Source organism: Isoalcanivorax indicus, assembly GCF_003259185.1.
GTDB lineage: Bacteria > Pseudomonadota > Gammaproteobacteria > Pseudomonadales > Alcanivoracaceae > Isoalcanivorax > Isoalcanivorax indicus.
Map to the genome: position 1 here is coordinate 154,357 of NZ_QGMP01000002.1, position 20,927 is coordinate 175,283.

General features: G+C 62.9%; 19 protein-coding genes. 7 read left to right on the plus strand and 12 right to left on the minus strand.

The features are described from left to right. Positions 1–517 precede the first annotated feature (517 nt). The 3 genes from DKW65_RS12615 to prlC all read right to left on the minus strand — a co-directional run bounded on the left by DKW65_RS12615 (position 518) and on the right by prlC (position 3,712). Positions 518–763 (minus strand): hypothetical protein, encoded by a 246-nt coding sequence (locus DKW65_RS12615; protein WP_111657774.1) that lies wholly within the window; start codon positions 761–763, stop codon positions 518–520. Between the two features lie 697 nt (positions 764–1,460). Continuing rightward, complete coding sequence (locus DKW65_RS12620; protein ID WP_245932511.1) at positions 1,461–1,679, minus strand: YheV family putative metal-binding protein; 219 nt, start codon at positions 1,677–1,679, stop codon at positions 1,461–1,463. Further along, positions 1,676–3,712, minus strand: a complete 2,037-nt coding sequence (gene prlC, locus DKW65_RS12625) for an oligopeptidase A (RefSeq protein WP_111657776.1) — start codon at positions 3,710–3,712, stop codon at positions 1,676–1,678. The genes DKW65_RS12620 and prlC overlap by 4 nt, the downstream gene beginning before the upstream one ends. A gap of 171 nt (positions 3,713–3,883) precedes the next feature. Between prlC and DKW65_RS12630 the strand changes: the two genes are divergently transcribed. Next, complete coding sequence (locus DKW65_RS12630; RefSeq protein WP_111657777.1) at positions 3,884–4,420, plus strand: gamma carbonic anhydrase family protein; 537 nt, start codon at positions 3,884–3,886, stop codon at positions 4,418–4,420. A gap of 3 nt (positions 4,421–4,423) precedes the next feature. Here the strand turns inward: DKW65_RS12630 and DKW65_RS12635 are convergent, their stop codons facing one another. The 6 genes from DKW65_RS12635 to DKW65_RS12660 all read right to left on the minus strand — a co-directional run bounded on the left by DKW65_RS12635 (position 4,424) and on the right by DKW65_RS12660 (position 10,159). After that, positions 4,424–5,419: a lipid A deacylase LpxR family protein gene (locus DKW65_RS12635; protein WP_162925862.1), complete on the minus strand. Its 996-nt coding sequence runs from the start codon at positions 5,417–5,419 to the stop codon at positions 4,424–4,426. A gap of 36 nt (positions 5,420–5,455) precedes the next feature. Next, complete coding sequence (gene aroE, locus DKW65_RS12640; RefSeq protein WP_111657778.1) at positions 5,456–6,277, minus strand: shikimate dehydrogenase; 822 nt, start codon at positions 6,275–6,277, stop codon at positions 5,456–5,458. Beyond that, positions 6,277–7,185, minus strand: a complete 909-nt coding sequence (gene hemF, locus DKW65_RS12645) for an oxygen-dependent coproporphyrinogen oxidase (RefSeq protein WP_111657779.1) — start codon at positions 7,183–7,185, stop codon at positions 6,277–6,279. Before hemF ends, aroE begins: the two co-directional genes overlap by 1 nt. 50 nt (positions 7,186–7,235) lie before the next feature. After that, complete coding sequence (tsaC, locus tag DKW65_RS12650; RefSeq protein WP_111657937.1) at positions 7,236–7,799, minus strand: L-threonylcarbamoyladenylate synthase type 1 TsaC; 564 nt, start codon at positions 7,797–7,799, stop codon at positions 7,236–7,238. An 88-nt stretch (positions 7,800–7,887) separates the two neighbouring features. Further along, the gene (gene dprA / locus DKW65_RS12655; protein ID WP_111657780.1) at positions 7,888–9,012 is read right to left on the minus strand and encodes a DNA-processing protein DprA; all 1,125 of its coding nucleotides are present in this window, start codon (positions 9,010–9,012) and stop codon (positions 7,888–7,890) included. Positions 9,013–9,091: 79 nt separating this feature from the next. Next, positions 9,092–10,159: a LysM peptidoglycan-binding domain-containing protein gene (locus DKW65_RS12660; protein WP_111657781.1), complete on the minus strand. Its 1,068-nt coding sequence runs from the start codon at positions 10,157–10,159 to the stop codon at positions 9,092–9,094. A 142-nt stretch (positions 10,160–10,301) separates the two neighbouring features. Between DKW65_RS12660 and def the strand changes: the two genes are divergently transcribed. From def to DKW65_RS12685, 5 genes are read left to right on the plus strand one after another with little or no spacing between them, the layout of a single operon-like run. Beyond that, complete coding sequence (gene def / locus DKW65_RS12665; protein WP_111657782.1) at positions 10,302–10,808, plus strand: peptide deformylase; 507 nt, start codon at positions 10,302–10,304, stop codon at positions 10,806–10,808. A 43-nt stretch (positions 10,809–10,851) separates the two neighbouring features. Beyond that, positions 10,852–11,796 (plus strand): methionyl-tRNA formyltransferase, encoded by a 945-nt coding sequence (gene fmt / locus DKW65_RS12670; RefSeq protein WP_111657783.1) that lies wholly within the window; start codon positions 10,852–10,854, stop codon positions 11,794–11,796. Beyond that, positions 11,793–13,199 (plus strand): 16S rRNA (cytosine(967)-C(5))-methyltransferase RsmB, encoded by a 1,407-nt coding sequence (gene rsmB, locus DKW65_RS12675; RefSeq protein WP_111657784.1) that lies wholly within the window; start codon positions 11,793–11,795, stop codon positions 13,197–13,199. The genes fmt and rsmB overlap by 4 nt, the downstream gene beginning before the upstream one ends. Positions 13,200–13,211: 12 nt before the next feature. Beyond that, positions 13,212–14,585, plus strand: coding sequence for a Trk system potassium transporter TrkA (gene trkA / locus DKW65_RS12680; protein ID WP_111657785.1), 1,374 nt, complete (start codon positions 13,212–13,214; stop codon positions 14,583–14,585). An 18-nt stretch (positions 14,586–14,603) separates the two neighbouring features. Then, positions 14,604–16,058 (plus strand): TrkH family potassium uptake protein, encoded by a 1,455-nt coding sequence (locus DKW65_RS12685; protein WP_111657786.1) that lies wholly within the window; start codon positions 14,604–14,606, stop codon positions 16,056–16,058. A 1,011-nt stretch (positions 16,059–17,069) separates the two neighbouring features. On the opposite strand, the gene DKW65_RS12690 is transcribed toward DKW65_RS12685, so the two are convergent. Beyond that, positions 17,070–18,221 (minus strand): alkane 1-monooxygenase, encoded by a 1,152-nt coding sequence (locus DKW65_RS12690; RefSeq protein ID WP_111657787.1) that lies wholly within the window; start codon positions 18,219–18,221, stop codon positions 17,070–17,072. A 144-nt stretch (positions 18,222–18,365) separates the two neighbouring features. Between DKW65_RS12690 and DKW65_RS12695 the strand changes: the two genes are divergently transcribed. Beyond that, positions 18,366–19,031: a GntR family transcriptional regulator gene (locus DKW65_RS12695; RefSeq protein WP_111657788.1), complete on the plus strand. Its 666-nt coding sequence runs from the start codon at positions 18,366–18,368 to the stop codon at positions 19,029–19,031. 54 nt (positions 19,032–19,085) lie between these two features. Here DKW65_RS12695 and DKW65_RS12700 read toward each other — a convergent pair whose 3' ends face one another. Then, complete coding sequence (locus DKW65_RS12700; protein ID WP_111657789.1) at positions 19,086–20,228, minus strand: acyl-CoA dehydrogenase family protein; 1,143 nt, start codon at positions 20,226–20,228, stop codon at positions 19,086–19,088. A 103-nt stretch (positions 20,229–20,331) separates the two neighbouring features. Then, positions 20,332–20,796 (minus strand): OsmC family protein, encoded by a 465-nt coding sequence (locus DKW65_RS12705; RefSeq protein ID WP_111657790.1) that lies wholly within the window; start codon positions 20,794–20,796, stop codon positions 20,332–20,334. Between the last annotated feature and the right edge of the window lie 131 nt (positions 20,797–20,927).

A 20,927-nucleotide genomic window follows, 5' to 3' on the forward strand; every position in this document is an offset into this window, starting at 1 on the left:
CAATGAAGCGCAGCGTATTTGCGCGTTTCATTGACCACATTCTTATGTGTTATTCCGGCTGTTGAAGTAGAAGGCAGTGACGCCGCCAATCAAGGTACCTGCGAAAGCGAGGAATTCAGTAAAATACGGATTTCTACTCAGAGCCAGAACAAAAACAAAAAGCAGAACCAGAAAAACAATACCCATTGCTAGCAATGGCTTGGTTCGCTTATCTAATCGCTCAGTCATTGGTTCCGACTTCCCTAGCCCGCCACAGGTGCCACAAGCTAGCCCAACAAATTCCTTTCCTTTTAATTCGTGATATTTCGCGCAAGCCAAACAACTCGAGCCATTCGTCCCCGATTTGCAGACACCCGTTTCGTCGCAGTGACGACAGGGGTACAAATTTGATCTTACTTCCCGCATTCAGATGCTTCCCAGTAGACGTAACGCTTTGCACAGCGATGCGAGGAACGAACGTCCGGCGCCACAGGCGCGTACTGATGCAACTTGTTAAGTGTGGGGGCCTCTTTACTCATTAGTAGACACCTGCAGATTCATCAATGATGAATTGAGCCTTATTAGCGGCACACCATTCCTCCAGCTCCTGCTTTAACTGAGGCCAAACATCTCTTGCCCAAGCCGGAGCCCTCCGTTCCCATGCTGATTCTGTTGGAAGATAAGCAGATAGTATTCCCATCGGAAGCTCAAGAACAAACGAACCACCAGGCCCGGAAACGACCAGTTCTTCTTTCCATCTTGGCTGGAATTTGAAAATGCTCATTGATATTTACGCTTAACGCCGCGCACACCGGCGCGAGCTTGCGCGCGTCCGACAGCCGAAGGCTGTGTAGTGCTGCGCTTGGTTATGGCTGCGACGCTCCCGACTTTCTATTAGCACTTTGCGAAGCGCTAGCGGAGCCACAGCCCGAACAATGCGGGGCAAGAACTATGGCTTGCCGCCGCCCCAAAATCCTCTTACTGGCTCACCACGCCGATAGCGATGATGTGGCCGATTACCGTTTACTTTCCGACTGCCACCAGGAACGGAACTGCCGAGCCTGCGATGAGCCGGTGAATTTCAATACCGGTGAAGCCGACTTGTGGCACGACGCAGCCGGACAAACCTACGCCCAATTAAATGCAAAAGGCAGAGCTCCATAACAGGTATTAGGACGCCGGAGCATATATTGAATAACGACGCCCGCAGCCTATCCAGATATCAATTCACTCCAAATGGCTTTTATATCTCTCTAAAAACAGAGAACGAACTTGCCAACATGACGGAGGGCACAATGACAGGAAGCATGCTCATCTATTCAAACCCACCCACGCTACCGCCAGAAATCGCACTCCCCCAAGCACGATCCCCCCACAAACAAGCGCCACGCCCAGCGTGACCCCTGTCTCATTTCTTCTGTGAGGTAAGTAATACCGGAAGGAAGATTTATTTCAAGTGATGGCACTTTGCCATCATCGGCCTATTTGCCCGATTTCCACACCACCGGGCTGCTCCCGCCCCCATCACCGCCCTCTGGCGATGTCGGGGCGGGCGCCGGTTCAGCGTCCAGATCCTTGCGCATATCGCAGGCCACGCACTCCATCCACAGGCTGTCGCCGTCCTGGACACGCACGATCTTGTCCAGGGCGCCGCACTCCGGGCAGGTGGCGCCGGCGATAAAGCGGCGTTTCACGCTCATGCGGCAATGCCGCTGTGGCGCAGCAGGGGTTCCACGCTGGGTTCGCGGCCGCGGAAGGCCTTGAACAGCTCCATGGGCTCCTGGCTGCCGCCCATGGCCAGGATGTGCTGGCGGAAGTCGCGGCCGGTGTCGGGGTTGAACACGCCTTCTTCCTCAAAGCGGGCGTAGGCATCGGCAGAGAGCACTTCGGCCCATTTGTAGCTGTAGTAGCCTGCGGCGTAGCCCCCGGCGAAGATGTGGCCGAAGCCGTTCTGGAAGCGGTTGAAGGCGGGGGGCTTGATCACGGCCACTTCGTCGCGCACCTCGTCGAGCACGGTCTGGATGTCCAGCTGGTCGTTGTATTCGGCGTGGATGCGCATATCGAACAGGGAAAACTCCAGCTGGCGCACCATCATCATGGCGCTCTGGAAGTTCTTGGCGGCGAGCATCTTGTCCAGTTTTTCGCGGGGCAGGGGTTCGCCGGTTTCATAGTGGCCGGAGATCAGACGGATGCCTTCTTCGGTCCAGCACCAGTTCTCCATGAACTGGCTGGGCAGCTCCACGGCGTCCCAGGCCACGCCGTTGATGCCGGAAATGCCGCTCACGTCCTGTTCGGTCAGCATGTGGTGCAGGCCGTGGCCGAATTCGTGGAACAGGGTGGTCACTTCGTCGTGGGTCAGCAGGCCGGGCTTGCCGCCGGCGGGCGGGGCGAAGTTGCAGCTCAGATACGCCACGGGCAGTTGCAGGCTGCCGTCCAGGCGGCGGCGCCGCACCTGGCAGTCGTCCATCCAGGCGCCACCGCGTTTGCCGGTGCGGGCGTACATGTCCAGGTAGAAGCCAGCGATAAGGGTGCCGGATTCATCGACAACGTCGTAATAGAGGACGTCCTTGTGCCAGGTGTCCACGCCGTCTTTGGCCTGGATGCGGATGGCGAACAGCTTCTCCACCACGGCGAACATGCCGTGGATCACTTTTTCGGCGGGGAACCAGGGGCGCAGCTCTTCTTCAGAGATGCTGTAGCGGGCTTCGCGCAGGCGTTCGCTCCAGAATCCGATATCCCAGGGTTGCAGGTCGCTGGCCCCGTTTTCAGCCGCAAAGGCTTTGAGTTCGGCCAGCTCTTTCTCGGCCTGGGGCTTGGCGCGGCGGGCCAGGTCGCGCAGGAAGGTCTGCACTTCGTCCACGTCGCGGGCCATCTTGGTGGCCAGGGATTTTTCGGCATAGTGGTTGAAGCCGAGCAGGCGGGCCTGTTCGTGGCGCAGGCGCAGGATCTCGCGCATCAGGGCGCTGTTGTCGAACTTGCCTGCATCCGGGCCTTCTTCCGAGGCGCGGGTGCAGTGGGCGCGGTACATCTCTTCGCGCAGGGCGCGGTTCGTAGCGTGGCAGATCACGGCGTAATAGCAGGGGAAGTCCAGGGTCAGCATCCAGCCGTCCAGGCCTTCTTCCTTGGCCTTGTCGGCGGCGCCGGCGCGGGCAACGTCGGGCAGGCCGTCCAGTTCACGCTCGTCGGTCACGTGCTTGCGCCAGCTCTGGGTGGCGTCCAGCACATTGTCAGAGAAGCGCGAGGTCAGTTCAGACAACCGCTTGCTGTTGGCCATGTACTCGGCCTTGCGCTCCACGGGCAGGTCCACGCCAGACAGGCGGAAGTCACGCAGGGTGTCGTCCAGGTCCTTTTGCTGGGCGGGGGTCAGGCGGGCGTATTCCTCGCTGTCGCGCACGCTCTGGTAGGCGGCAAACAGGTCGGCGTTCTGGCCGGTCTCGGTGCCGTATTCCGACAGCTTGGGCAGGCAGGCGTTGTAGGCATTACGCAGGGCTTCGTTCTGGGCCACGGCGTTCAGGTGGCCCACGGGGCCGAAGGCCTTGCCCAGGCGGTCATCTTCTTCATCCAGCGCCTGCACCAGCGAGGCCCAAGTCCAGGGGCCACCCTCCGCCAGCAGCGCCTTGATCCGCGCCCGGCCGGATTCGATCAGCGCGTCCACCGCCGGCTCCACATGCTCGGGCTTGATGGCAGAAAACGGCGGCAGGCCGGGGTAATCGATCAGGGGGTTGCTGGACATGCGGGGCTCCTCGGCAAATCGGGACGTTTCGATACCCTTTGGATGGGGTCAGGGGCCCCGGGGTTCAAGCCAGCATGCTATCACGGCGGCGTGCTCGTCATGTGACCGGGCTTGCCGGGGCGCGGCGCCCGGTCTACCTTGCAGCGGAGATCATTATCCGGAGGAGTCCCCATGGCTGTACGCACATTCGCTGGCAAGACCCCGCAACTGGGGGAAGGGGTGTGGGTGGACCCGTCGGCGCAGGTGATCGGGGATGTGACCCTGGGGCCGGATTGTTCGGTGTGGCCCTGCGCGGTGATCCGGGGCGACATGCACTTTATCGAGCTGGGGGCGCGCTGCAGCGTGCAGGACAACGCCGTGCTGCATATCACCCACGACTCTCGGTTTAACCCGGGTGGGTTTGCGCTCACTATCGGCGATGATGTGACGATTGCTCACCAGGCGATGCTGCATGGCTGCCATATCGGCAACCGGGTGATGATCGGTATGCAGGCCATCGTCATGGACGGCGCCCGCATCGGCGACGACGTAATCCTGGCCGCGGGCTCTCTGGTGCCCCCGGGCAAGTCGCTGCGCCCGGGCTACCTGTATCGCGGCAAACCGGCCCAGTCGGTGCGCCCGCTGACGCAGGAGGAGCTGGAGTTCCTGCCGTATGTAGCTGGCAACTACGTAAAGCTGAAGGACCAGTATCTGGCCGAGGATGCGTGAACCCTACAACCGCCAGGTGAACGACAGGGTACCGAAACTCATGGGGTCCTTGTTGGTTTCCTGCTGGGAGGTGGTGGCGCGCAGGGTGAGGGCAAACTGGAAGTTTTCGGTGTGCACGGAGCCGCCCAGGCTGAGGCCGCCGGTGAAGTGGCGTTGGCGAAAGGCGTAGTCGCTGCCGCGATCTTCGATGTAATTGTAGGCGATGCCCTCACCGATCAGGCCGGCAAACAGGGACCAGCCACGGCCGGGAATATCCAGCAGACCGGGCAGGCCGATGGTGGAAGACAGGCCGGCGTATTCCGGTACGAAGTTACCCGGCAAATTATGCCCCATGCGCCAGAACAGGCCGGTTTCGGCGCTGGTGATAAAGCTGCTCAGGCGGGTACCCGCCGACCACACGAGTTCACTCTGGAAGCCGTTCGGACCGCTGGTATGAAACCGGTTGGCGTAAAGCGCGTGAACACCGCCCACCACATCGGGACCCAGCTGGTTGTCCCAGCCATTGGGGTTGGTGCTGCCGGTCACCTTGTGCACCCATTCCTGGCTGCGCTTGGCGCCGGAGTCGGGGCCAGTATGCCCTGCCATCAGGCCGTAGCCCACCAGGTGCTGGCGATTCCAGGAAAACAGGGTGGCCTCGATGGCGGCCAGGCCGACATAGGGCACGTCATCAAACTGTGGCGCCTCGGCCTCGATGTCTTCCGGGGTGACCATCAGCTGGACCAGTGACACGCTCAGGGCATGGTCGCGATCGGGGCTGCCGATGCCCGGCAACCAGCCGAAGCTGTCACGGGCGCGGCGCGGCAGGCACAGGCGGCAGGTGTCGTTACGTTCGGCGGCGCTGCTCAGGTAGGAGATCCGCACGCCGTTGGTGTAGCCCTTGTCTTCGCCGGTCAGCAGGTCGTTGTCCCAGGCGATATTGAGCGTGCTCGCCAGGGCGGCCGTGGGGGCGCTGAGCAGACACAGCAGGGCTAACGCGGGGCGAATCCTTGTGCGGTGCATGGGCAGTCCTTTTCGGGCAAGCCAGCCTGACGGCGCTCAGCGCAGGGCGGCCATCACCGGGGCCGTGGCCGGGCGCCAGCCGTGCCAGCGGGCAAAGGCTTCGGCAGCTTGCTCCACCAGCATGCCCAGGCCGTCGGCGGTGGCGGCGCCGCGTGCCGCCGCCCAGCGCAGGAACACGGTGGGCTCGTTGCCGTACACCATGTCATAGGCCTGGCCATGCGCTGTCAGCAGCGTGTCGGGCAGGTCGGGCATGGCGCCGCTGAGGCCCGCCGAGGTGCCGTTGATCACCAGATCAAAGCCGTCATGCAATTGATCATAGCCGCAGCTTTCGATAAGCGGGGGCGGCGGGCCACCAATTTTGGATTTTTTTGCAAGTGCGGCCAGCGCGTGGGCCTTGTCTGCGGTGCGGTTGGCGATGGTCAGGCTGGCCGGACATGCCGCCAGCAGGGGGCCCAGTACGCCGCGCACGGCGCCACCGGCACCCAAAATCAGCACGCGACGGTCCGCCACGGGCCAGCGCAGATTGTCGCGGATATCCGCCAGCAGCCCGGCGCCGTCGGTGTTGTCGCCGTGCAGCCGCCCGTCCTGCTGCCACAGAGTATTCACGGCACCGGCCAGCTCGGCGCGTTCGGTGCGCTCTGCACACAGGGCAAAGGCCTGTTCCTTGAAAGGCACCGTCACGTTGGCCCCGGCACCGTCCGCCGCAAAGAAGTCGGCAACCGCCTCGGCAAAGCCGTCCAGCGGGGCAGCAATGCGTTCATACACCAGTTCAGCACCACGCTGGGCCGCGAACGCCTGATGAATCTGTGGCGATTTCGAGTGGGCAACGGGGTTGCCGAATACGGCGTAGCGCGCCATCAGAGCCACTCCCGATGAATCAGAAACTGGTCATACAGCGCGGCTTCGGGCGTGCCCGGTTCCGGGTGCCAGTCATAATCCCAGCGCACCAGCGGCGGCAGGGACATGAGGATGGATTCGGTGCGGCCCCCAGATTGCAGGCCAAACAGGGTGCCGCGGTCATAGACCAGATTGAATTCCACATAGCGGCCCCGGCGATACAGCTGGAACTGGCGCTCACGCTCGCTGAACGGCTGGTCCTTGCGCCGCGCCATGATCGGCCGGTAGGCCTGAATGTAGGCGTCACCGATGCTGCGCATCAGGGCAAAGCTGTCATCGAAACCGGCGGCGTTCAGGTCATCAAAAAACAGCCCGCCCACGCCACGGGGTTCGTTGCGATGCTTCAGGAAAAAGTAGTCATCGCACCATTGCTTGAAGCGCGGATAGATGTCGTCGCCAAACGGCGCACAGGCGTCATGGGCGGTCTGGTGCCAGTGGCGCACGTCTTCTTCAAAACCGTAATAGGGCGTCAGGTCGAAGCCGCCACCGAACCACCACACGGGCGCTTCGCCGGGCTTCTCGGCAATGAAGAAACGCACGTTGGCGTGGCTGGTGGGCACGTAAGGGTTGTGCGGATGGATCACCAGCGACACGCCCATGGCCTGGAAGCTGCGCCCGGCCAGCTCGGGCCGGGCGGCGGTGGCCGACGGCGGCAGTTGCGTGCCGAACACATGGGAAAAGTTGACGCCGCCTTTTTCGATCACGGCGCCTTGGGTGAGCACACGGGAGCGACCGCCGCCGCCTTCCTCGCGGGTCCAGCTGTCTTCGACAAACTGGCCACCGCCATCTTCCTCGCTCAGCTCGGCGCAAATGCGATCTTGCAGGTCGAGCAGATAGGCTTTGACGGCGTTCGGGTCAATCTGGGGCATGGAGGTGTGATCTCTTGTTGCGGTGTCGGCGGTGCCCGGGTGGCCCGGGCTCAGCGGCGCAGGTGCGCGCCGCTGGCAAGGTCAATGATAGCAGACGGGCGCTGTGCCAGGTTGCAGTCGCCGTTGACGATCAGGTCGAGCTGGTCGCCCAGTTGTCGCGCCACCTGAAAGCGGTTGCGCGCCGAGGGGCGGCCGCTGAGGTTGGCGCTGGTGGAAATGATCGGCGTGCCAGCGGCAGCGGCGATGGCACGGGCCAGCGGGTGGCCACTCACACGCACCGCCACAGTGGCATGCTCACCGCGCACCCAGCCCGGCACACGCGCACTGGCGGGCACCACCCAGGTCACCGGGCCGGGCCAGCGCTCGGTCATGCGCGCCAGCTCCGCGTCGCTCACCTTGATCCAGGGCCGCAGTTGTTCTGCATCGGCGCCCAACAGGATCAGCCCCTTGTGCACCGGGCGCTGCTTGATCTCCAGCAGGCGCAGCACCGCCTCTTCATTGGCCGGGTCGCAACCCAGGCCGTAAACCGCTTCGGTGGGATAGGCGATCACGCCGCCGCCACGCACCACGCGGGCGGCCAGGGCGACAGACGGGGGGACTGCGGTCTCAGACATGGTGGGCATCGCTTCGGGCAGGAAGAAAAGTCGCGCCCAGTGTAATGCCAACGCCGCAGCCGGGGAACGTGTGGGGCAAACGGTAGCGTCAGCAGCGCGCGTAACCGCCCGGCACCCGACGCACCTGACCGCTGAACTCCAGCCGCGCCAGTTCGGCGGCCAGCTCGGCCACGCTCTGCCCGGTGCGGCGTGCCAGGTCGTCCAGGGTGTTCACGCCGCTGTGCAGGTGTGCCAGCAGGCCGGAGGCGGGCGCCAGTGGCAGGCTCGTCTGCGCACCGCCATCTTGCGGGTTCAGGCTGCCCGCCAGGGCGGTGAAGTCGCTGAAATGCGCCAGCACATCGTCCAGGCTCTCCAGCCAGTGGGCGCCGTCACGCAGCAGCCGGTGGCAGCCTCGGCTCAGGGGATTGTTCAACGCGCCGGGGATGGCGAACACGGCGCGGCCCTGTTCCGCCGCCAGCCGGGCGGTAATCAGCGAGCCGGAACGCAGCGCGGCCTCCACCACGATCACGCCCAGGGACAAGCCGCTGATGATGCGATTGCGCAGCGGAAAGTGTTCCTTGCGCGGCGCCATGCCGGGCGGGTATTCGGTGACCAGCGCACCGCCTTGCTCAACGATGCGCGCCGCCAGCGCCGCGTGGCGCGGGGGATAGATGCGATCCGGGCCGCCGCCCATCACCGCCAGGGTATGGCCGCGGCTCAGGGCGCCTTCGTGGGCGGCGGCATCGATGCCCAGGGCCAGGCCGCTGCTGATGACGAAACCTTTTTCCGCCAGCGCGGCGGCAAAGCGATGCGCATGGCCCAGCCCTTCCGGGGAGGCGTTGCGGGCGCCCACCATGGCCAGTTGCGGCGCGTGCAGCAAGGCGCTGTCGCCACGCACGAACAGCAGCCCCGGCGCATCGGGCAGGGCGGCCAGCAGGGCAGGATAGTGCGCATCGGTCAGCGCCAGCAGTTGCCAACCGTCGGCGCGCAGCTGATCGGCCCAGCCGTGCAACCGGGCCGTCGCCACGGGCCGGCGCTGGCGTAACGCCGGGGGCAACCAGGGGTTCAACCGTTGCGGATCCGGCAGACCGGCATCGTCCAGCAGCGAAACCGGCAACCCGTCGCCCGCATCGCTGACCGGGTCGTCACGGTGGGCGTTGAGCAGGGGGCCAAGTCGGGGGGCGGCCGTATCAAAGGCCAGTGACAGCGCGAGGCGCCGGGTGAAACCATCCATGGTGCTCTCCAGCAATGCTTCAGAATGTGGAAGGCCGCGCGATCCGTGCGCGGCCCGGGTGTTCAGAAGAGGTTCAGGCTTACAGGGTAGACGGGTTACGCACCAGGTCCTGCATGTAAATCGGTTTGGTGGACTCGATGATCAGGCCGAAGGAGACCTTCTCGAACACGCGGAACAGGATCATGGTGCCGGACTTGGAATCCGGCAGGCGGATCATCTCGTTGCGATCGCGGTCGCGTACGGCCTCACCCTGCTGGAAGATATCCAGCACATGGCCTTCGCGCAGACCTTCGCGGGAACCGCGGTTGATCACCACCACGTCGTTGCGGGCCACGCTGTTCAGGCGGTCGAAGAAGCGGATGATGCGAGCCCCCACTTCCTCATCCGGCGCCGCCGGGTAAAAGGTGGATTGCAGGCGTCGCTCGGGGCTGATCAGCACCCGGTCCTGGGCACGCAGTTCTTCGGTGGAGCGCTGCACACGCAGGGTCAGGATCTCGCCATCGTGCGCCGTCACCCGACCAGAACCGATCTGCAGGGCTTCGTAACCCAGAATCTCGTTGGTCTCGGGGTCCACGTAACGCTCGCCAGCCCGGTAGAAGCCGTAATCCTGAATCAGGTCTTCCCACTGGCTGACCACATCGCGGGCATACACCAGATCGCCCTGCCCGTAGATCACGCGGCGGTCCGTGCCGCCGACAATATAGGGCGACTGGGCCAGCTCTTCACGGCTGAGCACCAGCGCTTCGCGCAGGAACGTCTGGATATTGCCCAGCGGAATGGCGGGAATGGCGGTGGCCAGCGGCAGAATCCGCGCTTGCGGCGACAGGCGCACCACGCCGTCTTCATCCGGCGCCACGCGCACCGCACGCTCCACATCCAGTTGCGGACGACCTTCCACCATGCGCAGGCGGATCACGTCGCCGGGGTAGATCAGGTGCGGGTTGTCGATCTTGTCATTGCCGTGCCACAGCTCCGGCCATTGCCACGGATTGCTGAGAAACGTGCTGGAAATATCCCACAGGGTGTCACCCGGTTTGACGTAGTAGACATCAGGGTGGTTGTCGCGCAGCGCGACCTGGGCACTGGCCCAGCCCCATGCAGCAAGCAGAGCGGCAGTAGATACAGCGCGCAGCAGCGATTTCATCATTGCCGGATTCCTTTTATCATTGTTCTGGATCGTCCCCCACAGGCCGACCCGTTCGTTGTACGAATTTCAACCGATATTAGCAACACGATCATATATTTAGCAACCAAATTTCGAGTACTACTGGAACAACTGGACACACCCTATGGCGCTACTGGATATTCTCGAATTCCCGGATCCCCGGCTCCGCACGGTAGCAAAGCCGGTGGAAAAGGTGGATGACGAGCTTCGCAAACTGATCGACGACATGTTTGAAACCATGTACGCCGCCCCCGGCATCGGGCTGGCCGCCTCTCAGGTGAACGTGCACAAGCGCCTGCTGGTGCTGGATGTGTCCGACGATCACAACGAGCCGATGGTGTTCATCAACCCGGAAGTGACGCCGCTCACCGGCGAGACCAAGACCTACGATGAAGGCTGCCTGTCGGTGCCCGGCTTCTATGAAACCGTGGAGCGCCCGGACCGCATCAAGGTGCGCGCCCTGGGCCGCGATGGCGAACCCTTCGAAATGGAATGCGATGGCCTGCTGGCGGTGTGCCTGCAACATGAAATCGATCATCTGGACGGCAAGCTGTTTGTCGACCATATCTCGCGCCTGAAGCGCGACCGGATCAGGAAGAAGCTGGAAAAGGTCCACCGCCAGCGCGCCTGATCATCCCCGAATCGCGTTCCAATCACCCCAGGGAGCCTGACCCTTGCGCATTATCTTTGCCGGGACGCCGGATTTCGCCGCCACCTCGCTGGCGGCCCTTCTGGCCAGCGGTCATCAGGTCGTGGCGGTACTGACCCAGCCCGATCGCCCCGCCGGGCGCGGCCGCAAGCCGGTCGCCAGTGAGGTCAAGCAACTGGCCGAGCAGCACCGGCTGCCGGTGCTGCAACCGGAAAAGCTGAAAGACCCTGCCGTCCAGGCGCAGCTGCGCGCCTTCGAGGCTGATGTCATGGTGGTGGTGGCCTACGGGCTGATCATCCCGCAAGCCGTGCTGGCGATCCCGCGCCATGGCTGCCTGAACGTGCACGGCTCGCTGCTGCCGCGCTGGCGCGGTGCGGCGCCGGTGCATCGGGCCATCGCCGCAGGGGATACCGAGAGCGGTGTCACCATCATGCAAATGGATGTGGGCCTGGATACCGGGCCGATGCTGCACAAGGTCCGCACACCGATCACGCCGGAGGACACCGGCGGCAGCCTGTATCAGCGCATTGCCACCCTGGGCGCCGAGGCGCTGGTCACGGTGCTCGATGACCTGCCTGCTGCGCTCGCCCGTGCCGAGGCACAGCCCGAAGAGGGCGTGACCTACGCCCACAAGCTGACCAAGGATGAAGGCCGCCTGGACTGGTCGCGCGATGCCCGGGCGCTGCACGACCAGGTGCGCGCCTTCAATCCCTGGCCGGTGGCCTGGACCACGCTGGCGGGGGACACCCTGCGGGTGTGGGCCAGCGAAGCAATCCATGATCAACGCCGGGAGCCCCCCGGAACGGTCGTGGCCGTCAGCCCGGCGGGCGTGGATGTGGCCTGCGGCCAGGGCGTGCTTCGGCTGGTCACCCTGCAACTGCCCGGCAAGAAAGCCATGCCCGTCGCCGATCTGCTGCGCGGGCGACCGGATGCGCTGCACACCGGGCAGACCCTGGGTGGTGCGGCATGAGCCGCCACCCGCGCAGCGCCTCACCCCGTACTGCCCGACACGCTTCCGGGCCGCGTTCTGCCGGCCGCCGCCCGGCCGCCCGCCGACCCACCCGGCCCACAGATCCGCGTCATCTGGCCGTGGTCCTGCTGGGCGAGATACTGCCCGCCGACGAGCAGGGCCGCAGCCTGCGCGAGGCCCTGGGTGAAGTCCGCGACGGCCTCAGCCCGGCGGACCGTGGCCTGGTCAGTGATCTGTGCTTTGGCGTGTGCCGCCACTACCGGCTGCTGGACCACTGGCTGGACAGCGCCATGGACAAGCCCCTCAAACCCAGTGCCCGGGGCGTGCGGCTGGCATTGCTGTGCGGCCTGTATGAACTCTGGTTTACCGAGCGCCCCGCCCATGCGGTGGTGAATGCCTACCCGGATCTGTGCCGGACCCTGAACGCCCCCTGGGCGGCCGGGCTGAGCAACGCCCTGCTGCGCAAGGCCGGACGCACGGAGATCGACGAGGTCCGCGCCGCCTTGCCGGTCGCCATCGCCTGCTCGTTGCCGGACTGGCTGTGGCAACAGTGGTGTGCCGATTGGGGCGACGATCAGGCCACCGCCATGGCCCGCGCCAGCATCGTGCCCGCGCCCATGACGTTGCGCGGCAATCGCCTGCACGGTGATGCGGCGGCGCTGGCACAACGCCTGGAAGCCGCCGGATTGCCGCATCATGCTGGCAGCCTGGCGCCCTATGCCTTCTATCTGGACGAGGCGGTACCGGTAAACGCGGTGCCCGGCTTCAACGACGGCGTCTTCTCGGTGCAGGACGAAGCAGCGCAACTGCCCGCCGAACTCATTGACGCACCGGACGACGGTCGCCTGCTGGATGCCTGTGCCGCACCGGGCGGCAAAACCGGACAACTGGCCGAGCGTTTTCCCGGCGCGACATTGATCGCGCTGGACAACGATGCGGCGCGCCTGGACCGGGTGCGCAGCAATCTGGCGCGGCTGGGCGCGAACGCGACAGTGCTCGCCGGTGATGCGGTTGTGCCGTCAGCCTGGTGGGACGGCACGCCCTTTGATGCCATCCTGCTGGACGCGCCGTGTTCCGCCACCGGCATCCTGCGGCGTCAGCCGGATGTGAAATGGCATCGTCGCGCCACCGACCTGCCGACGCTGGCCGGTTTACAGGCCCGCATGCTGGATGCATTATGGCCGCTTATCAGACCCGGGGGTCTGCTGGTCTACGCCACCTGCTCGACACTGACGCAGGAGAATGCGGCACAGGTCAGCGCCTTCCTTGCCCGGCAGGGGGATGCACGGGATGACACGGCACAGGTCAGTGGTGATGTGGCAGTGCAGGCAGGCGCGCAGTGGTTGCCCCGCGAAGGCGGGCACGACGGTTTCTATCTGGCCCGCCTGCGCAAGGCAGACTGAGGACGCGCGCCGATGAAGATCATCATTCTCGGCGCCGGGCAGGTGGGCGGCACGCTGGCGGAGAACCTGGCCGGCGAGCGCAATGACATTACCGTCATCGACACCGACGCCGACCGTCTGCGCGAACTCAGCGACCGTATCGATATCCGCACCGTCACCGGGCGCGGCTCTTACCCGAATGTGCTGCGCCAGGCCGGCGCCGAAGACGCCGACATGCTGATTGCCGTCACCAACAGTGACGAGGTCAACATGGTGGCCTGCCAGGTGGCCTATTCGCTGTTCCGCACGCCCACCAAGATTGCCCGGATTCGCGCGGCCAATTACGTGCACAAGGAAAAGCTGTTCCGCAACGACGCCATTCCCATTGATGTGATCATCAGCCCCGAGCAGGTGGTCACCGATTACATCCGCCGTCTGATCGATCTGCCCGGCGCCTTGCAGGTGGTGAACTTTGCCGGCGGGCGCGTGCAGCTGGTGGCGGTGCGCGCCTACTACGGCGGCCCGCTGGTGGGCAACGAACTGCGCGAACTGCGCAAGCACATGCCCAACGTGGACACCCGCGTGGCGGCCATCTTCCGCCGCAACCGACCGATATTGCCGGAAGGCAACACCGTGATCGAAGCCGACGACGAAGTCTTCTTCGTCGCCGCGCGCAACGATATTCGCGCGGTCATGAGTGAACTGCGGCGACTGGAGCACAACTACAAGCGCATCGTCATCGCCGGCGGCGGCAACATCGGTTATCGCCTGGCCAAGGGCATGGAGCACCGTTACAACGTCAAGCTGATCGAGCGCATGCCGGATCGCTGCGCCTGGCTGTCGGAGAATCTGCAACGCTCGGTGGTGCTGCAAGGGCTGGTGACCGATCGCGATCAGTTGCTGAAAGCCAATATCGAAAACACCGATGTGTTCTGCGCCCTGACCAACGACGACGAAGCCAATATCATGTCGTCGCTGCTGGCCAAACGGCTTGGCGCGCGCAAGGTGATGACGCTGATCAGCAACCCCGCCTATGTGGATCTGGTGCAGGGGCACGACATCGATATCGCCGTGTCACCGCAGCAGGCCACCATCGGCAATCTGCTGACCCATGTGCGCCGCGGCGATGTGGTCAGTGTGCATTCCCTGCGTCGCGGCGCCGCCGAAGCCATTGAGGCCATTGCCCATGGCGACGCGCGCAGCTCGAAAGTGGTGGGGCGCATGATCGAGGATATCGACCTGCCCGAAGGCACCACCATCGGCGCCATCGTGCGTGGTGAAAAGGTACTGATCGCCCACGATGACATCGTCATCGAACAGGACGACCACGTGATTCTGTTCCTCATGGACCGGCGCCGCATCATCGATGTGGAAAAGCTGTTCCAGGTGGGCTTCACTTTTTTCTAGGCATCCGGACGGGCCGCCATGCATTACGCGCTGATCGCCAGAATTCTCGGCATCCTGCTGATGGTGTTCAGTTTCTCCATGGTGCCGCCGGTGGTGGTCGCCTGGTATTACCAGGACGGCAGCGAGCTGGCGTTCCTCGGCAGTTTCGGCATCATCTTTGTGCTCGGGCTGCTGATGTGGTTGCCGGTGTGGCGGCACAAGGCCGAGTTGCAGACCCGCGACGGCTTCCTGGTGGTCACCCTGTTCTGGGCCGTGCTGGGCAGCATTGGCGCCGTTCCCCTGTTGCTCAGCCCGGCGCTGGATCTGACCGTGACCGATGCGGTCTTCGAGGCCATTTCGGGGCTCACCACCACCGGCGCCACCGTACTGACCGGCATTGAAGACCTGCCCAATGCCTTGCGCTATTACCGCCAGCAACTGCAATGGCTGGGCGGCATGGGCATCATCGTACTGGCCATCGCCATCCTGCCCATGCTCGGCGTCGGCGGCATGCAGTTGTTCAAGGCAGAAATTCCCGGGCCGATGAAAGAGGCCAAGCTGACACCACGCATTGCCGAAACGGCAAAAGCCCTGTGGATCATCTACGTTGCCTTCACCATTGCCTGCGCCGTGCTGTATCGCTGGGCGGGCATGAGCTGGTTCGATGCCATCGGCCACAGTTTCAGCACGGTCTCCACCGGCGGCTTCGGCATGTACGACGCCAGCATGGCGCATTTCGACAGCGCGGTAATCGACCTGATTGCCTGCCTGTTCATCTTCCTCGGGGCGGTGAGCTTTGCGCTGCATTTTGCCGTGTGGCGCGGGCGCAGCGTCGCCGCCTACATCATGGACCCGGAGTTCCGCTTCTTTGTCGGCATGCTGACCTTGTATGTGGGCTTTATTGCCGGCGGCCTGTGGATCTTCAACATCTATCAGGGCGATGCGCTGACCACCTTGCGCCACGCACTGTTCCAGTCGCTGTCATTCAGCACCGGTACGGGGCTGACCAGCACCGACGCGGCCGCCTGGCCCAGCTATATTCCCTATTTGCTGATCCTTACCAGCTTCCTCGGCGGTTGCGCCGGTTCTACCGGCGGCGGCATGAAGATCATTCGCGCCGCGCTGGTTTTTCACCATAGCCTGCGCGAGTTGCGTCGACTGATCTATCCCACCGGCGTGTTTGCGGTGCGCTTCGGCCGCCGCGCAGCGGACGATCGCGTCTTGCAGGCAGTATGGGGTTTCGTGGGTGTTTATATCACTGTCGCCGTGATCATCACGCTGCTGTTCATGATGACCGGCATGGATGCGGGTACTGCACTGTCTACCACCACCGCCTCGCTGAATAACCTCGGCGTCGGCATCGAAGGGGTGGCCAGCGGCTTCAGCGAAATCAGCAGCTTTGCCAAATGGCTGATGTGCTTCGCCATGCTGCTCGGCCGCCTGGAAGTCTTTACCATGCTGGTGCTGTTCATGCCGCTGTTCTGGCGGCAATAGACAAAACCGGTACATCTATGCATGTGCTAATACAGCAACTGCTCTGATACCCTTGTGTCAAGTAACATCCATTTCAGCGGACGGACTCGTTATGATTGGCTCCCTTCTTGTTTTACGTCGCCATTTTCTTGGATTCCTGATAATTGGATTGTTCAGTCACGGGCATGCCGATGACACATTTCAAAGAACCATCACCGTAGAGACTCCCGGCGGCAAGAAAGCTCTCATAACCCAGACGCTCAGGAAAAATCCAGGCGGATCGTACTCGATAATCCATCTTGCGCCCGAAGAGCTCGCAGCCGAAGTTTATGGAGAACTATGCGCTCAGTCCGGGGCGCGCTATTTGCCTCCCGGAGAAGCTGAGGTGCGAATAAGTCCGTCAACCAAAGACGGCTTCGCTTGCGCAGATGACAATAACCATCAACCGTAAAAAATCGAAATCTTAGGGGGAAGGAACCGTTGACGCAGTAGCATGCCACTCCGACTCTCAACAAGGCCCTCCTGAAGGAGCGTCAGCATCTGGGGGGGTCTCTGTAATGAACTCATCGCTACAAATAAACCCTCCCAACGCTACTGTAAATTTGAATGCGAATTTCCTGCTATCGGGGAGCTTTTATTATCAAACACTCGTTGGCGGTCCATATGATGCGACTATGTCAGCAAGTAACTGCTCTACATCTATATCCGGGAATATATCCGGTATGGGTGCCGGCACCAGAACCCTGATGATGCAGTGCCACGCTTTTGATGCAGGAACCTACCCCTCCACGCTCGCAGCTTGCATCCCTGGACTTTGTGCTAGCGCCACCTCATGACCTGGAAGGTCGGTTACTGCTTTCAGTGCCGGGCTTCGCCTGTGCTCAGCCCAGCCTACCAGGGTAAAAAAGTGAGCCGGCGGGGGAGCGCCGGCTTTGACGGAGTGGTGCCAAGAGTCCGCCCCTCAGCGGATCATGCGACACCCAAATCACTTGCAGACACGGAGAGCCTGCCAGTCGTGATTCCGGTTCAGCGTCAGGACGCCGAGATGTTGTTGACGCGACGACCTTCGCGGAAGAGCTGGTCCAGCTCGCCCTGGTAGTAGGCTTCAACCCGCGGGTTCATGACTTTCTTCCACAGCGGCGGCACCAGGGCCAGCACAAACATGGCCGCATAGCCGCCCGGCAGTTGCGGGCTTTCTTCGTAGTGGCGCAGCACCTGGTAACGACGCTTGGCATAAGCGTGGTGATCGCTGTGACGCTGCAGGTGGAACAGGAACATGTTGGTCAGCAGGTAGTTGCTGTTCCAGCTGTGGGCCGGGGTCACACGTTCGAAGCGACCATTTTCCAGCTCACGACGGTGCAGCCCGTAGTGCTCGATGTAGTTGATCACTTCCAGCGTGGCCGAGGCGAAGAAGCTCTGGCCGACGAAGAACAGCAAACCCATCCAGCCAAACACGGCAAAGAAGGTCAGGGCGAACAGGCCGGAAATGCTGTACCACCAGATCAGCTCGTTATAGACGCTCAGGGGGGATTTGCCCTTGCGCTTCAGGCGCTCGGCTTCCAGGCGCCAGGCGTTGGTGAAGTTGTGCAGGAAGGCCTTGGGCAGGAAATCGTAAATGCTCTGGTTGTAGCGTGACGAGCTGGCGTCGTTCGGGGTGGACACATGCACATGGTGGCCACGCACGTGCTCCACCTTGAAACCGGCATAGGTCACGGAGGCCAGGAACAGGCCGCCCGCCCAGTTTTCGATTTTCGGATCTTTATGGATCAGTTCGTGGCCGATGTTGATGGCGATGATGCCCCCCATCACGCCCACGGACATGAGCCAGCCCAACTGCGCAAACAGGGACAGCTCAGCGTTGACGAAGGCCCAGCCTGCGTAGGCCATGACGCCCAGGTGCAGCGGCAGGCACATCAGGGTCAGCACGCGGTAGTAGATTTCGTTGCTCATCGCGGGCACCTGGATCTCTTCATCCGGGTTGGCGGGATCCTTGCCGACGATGTAGTCGAGGATCGGCACCAGACCGAAGGTAAAGAGGATCGGGAAGAAAGCCCAGAAATTGGCATTGGGCGAGTTCACCAGCAGCCAGGAACACGCCACGCCTACGGCAGGCACCACCAGCACCAACAGATAACCAAAACGCTTGAAGAGGATCATCAGATCCGAACTCATACGCTCAAACATACTCAGTCTCCCGGGCAGGGCCCATCCCTGCCATCGCTCACTGTCATGGTCGAGACTATACCTGAAGAATTGAGGTGTCAAACAATTCATGTAATGCACGGGTATCAGGGAGTGGTTATACTGTCGCCAGTCAAAGGAGGCCATATGCCACTGAAAGCCATCAGTCTGAGCGAACAGATTGCCGAGCATCTTGGGGATCGCATCATCAAGGGAGACCTGCCGCCGGGCGCCAAGCTGCCCGAAGCAGAGCTGGCGAAGAGCCTGAATGTGAGCACCAACTCACTCCGAGAGGCCTTCCGCGTGCTGGAGAACCGGCACCTGATCGAGATACAGCCCCGGCGCGGGGCCAAGGTGTGCGACATCACCGAAGAGCAGGTGCGGGAGCTGTACGACTTCCTGTTTCTGCTGCTGGCGGACCTGGCCGCCCGGGCGGCCCGCAACTGGCGGCCGGATGAACTGGAGCATCTGGCGCGCCTGGTGCCGTTGTTACAGGAACGCTATGAGGCCGGAGACGTGGCTGGGGCGCACCAGCTGGTGTTCGACTACCTGCCCGCCATGCTGGAGTTCGCCCGCAATACCTATATGTCGCGCACCATTGCCGACATGATTCCGCTGTTGCAGCGCTACTCCTATATCGCCCTGACCGAGGAGACCACGGAGTTCGGGGTGTCGATCACCATCTTTCAGCGCTTGCTGGCGAACGTGGCCCAGCGCGATACCGAGGCCGCGGCGGAAGCCATTCGTGAGTACGGGGAGAATCAGTGCCGGATCGTATTGCGGGCGGTGGCCAAGCGGTCGGCGGCCGCCTAGCGTGGCACCGGGCTTCGCCGGGCTGAGCCCAGCGAAGCCCGGCACATCCCGGGGTCAGGCGCGGCCGAGCAGGTCGCGGGCAATGATTTCCTTCATCACCTCGCTGGTACCGCCGTAAATACGCTGGATGCGTGCATCCACGTAATCGCGGGAAATCGGGTACTCCTGCATATAACCGTAGCCGCCAAACAGTTGCAGACACTTGTCGGCCACCACGCCCTGCAGTTCGGTGGTGGTGAGCTTGGCAATGGAGGCGTTCACGGCGGTCAGCTCGCCACGGTCGTACTGATCCGTGCACTGCGCCACAAAGGCCTTGTTCACCGCAACCTGGGCCTGCATGTCCGCCAGGCTGAAGCGGGTGTTCTGGAAGCTGGCGATGGCCTTGCCGAACGCCTTGCGCTCCTGCACATACTCGATGGTGCGCTCGATCATGCCTTCGCAGGCGCCCACCGCACCAATCGCCAGAATCAGACGCTCACGGGGCAGCTCGTTCATCAGGTTGGCGAACCCCTTGCCTTCGCCGCCCAGAATCTGGTCGGCACCCACCTTCACGTTTTCGAAGAACAGCTCCGAGGTATCGGCGCAGTGGTGGCCCATCTTTTCCAGATTGCGGCCGCGGGCAAAGCCGGGCAGGGACGTGTCCACGGTGAACAGGGTCATGCCTTTGGCACCGGCATTCGGGTCGGTCTTGGTCGCCAGTACGACGACATTGGCGTGCTGGCCGTTGGTGATGAAGGTTTTCTGCCCGTTGATCACGAATTGATCGCCGTCACGCTCAGCGCGGGTCTTCATGCCTTGCAGGTCGGAACCGGCGCCGGGCTCGGTCATGCCGATGGCGCCAATGGCTTCGCCGGTCACCATTTTCGGCAGCCAGGTCTGCTTCTGCTCTTCCGTGCCCAGGTGCAGGATATACGGGGCCACAATGTCCGAGTGCACCGAGATGTTGGACGCCAGGCCACCAAAGCCCATGCGCGACGCTTCTTCTACCACGATGGCGGAAAGACGGAAGGAGGCACCGTAGCCGCCGTATTCCTCCGGCACGTCCACACACAGGAAGCCGTTCTCGCCCAGGCCGGTCCACACCTCGCGGGGCAGGATCTCTTCCTTTTCCCATTTGGCGTAATGGGGAAGGATTTCCTTCTCCAGGTATTTGCGGAGGTTGTCGCGAAACAGTTCGATTTCGCTCTGATCAAGCATGATAGTGCCCCTGACAAGCTACGTTAGGGGCACGATTGTAAGGAAAAGCGGGGTAGGGGGCGAGCGCAGGCCGGGCCTGACCGCCGGGTCACCCGATCCGGTGTCAGAGATCGATGATCTCGGGCTCCAGGGTCATTTTCGCGTTCAGGGTATTGGCGATGAAGCAGCGGTCGTGGGCCTCGTCGTGAAGCCCGCGCAACGTGGCTTCATCCGGGCTGGCTTCGTCGGCAAACACCACGCGCGGGCGCAGGGTGATTTCGGTCAGCGCCATCTTGCCCGCGTCGTTCTTGCCCAGGGTGCCCGTGGCCCGATCCAGATAGCTCAGCACGCGCAGTTGCTTCTTCGCCGCCAGCGCCAGGAAGGTCAGCATATGGCAGCTGGACAGCGAGGCGATCACCGCTTCCTCAGGATTCACGCGGGAAGCAGTGCCGTGGTAATGCGGCGACGAGGAGGCCGGCACGACTTCACCGCCCGGAAAGGTCCACTCGTGATCCTGGTTATAATTCTGCGCCGAAAACTCTGCCCGGGGCGCCAGATGCCAGGTAACCGTTGCCGCGTGTTCTGCCATATCTCGTCTCCTGCCCTTTCATCATGAAGTCCCCCTATCATCACCTTTGCAGCGTGAAGCCTCAAGCCATGCCAGCGGAATTCCTGTTATGGATCAATAGTCCGTGAACGTGACACCATATGGCACGTTAT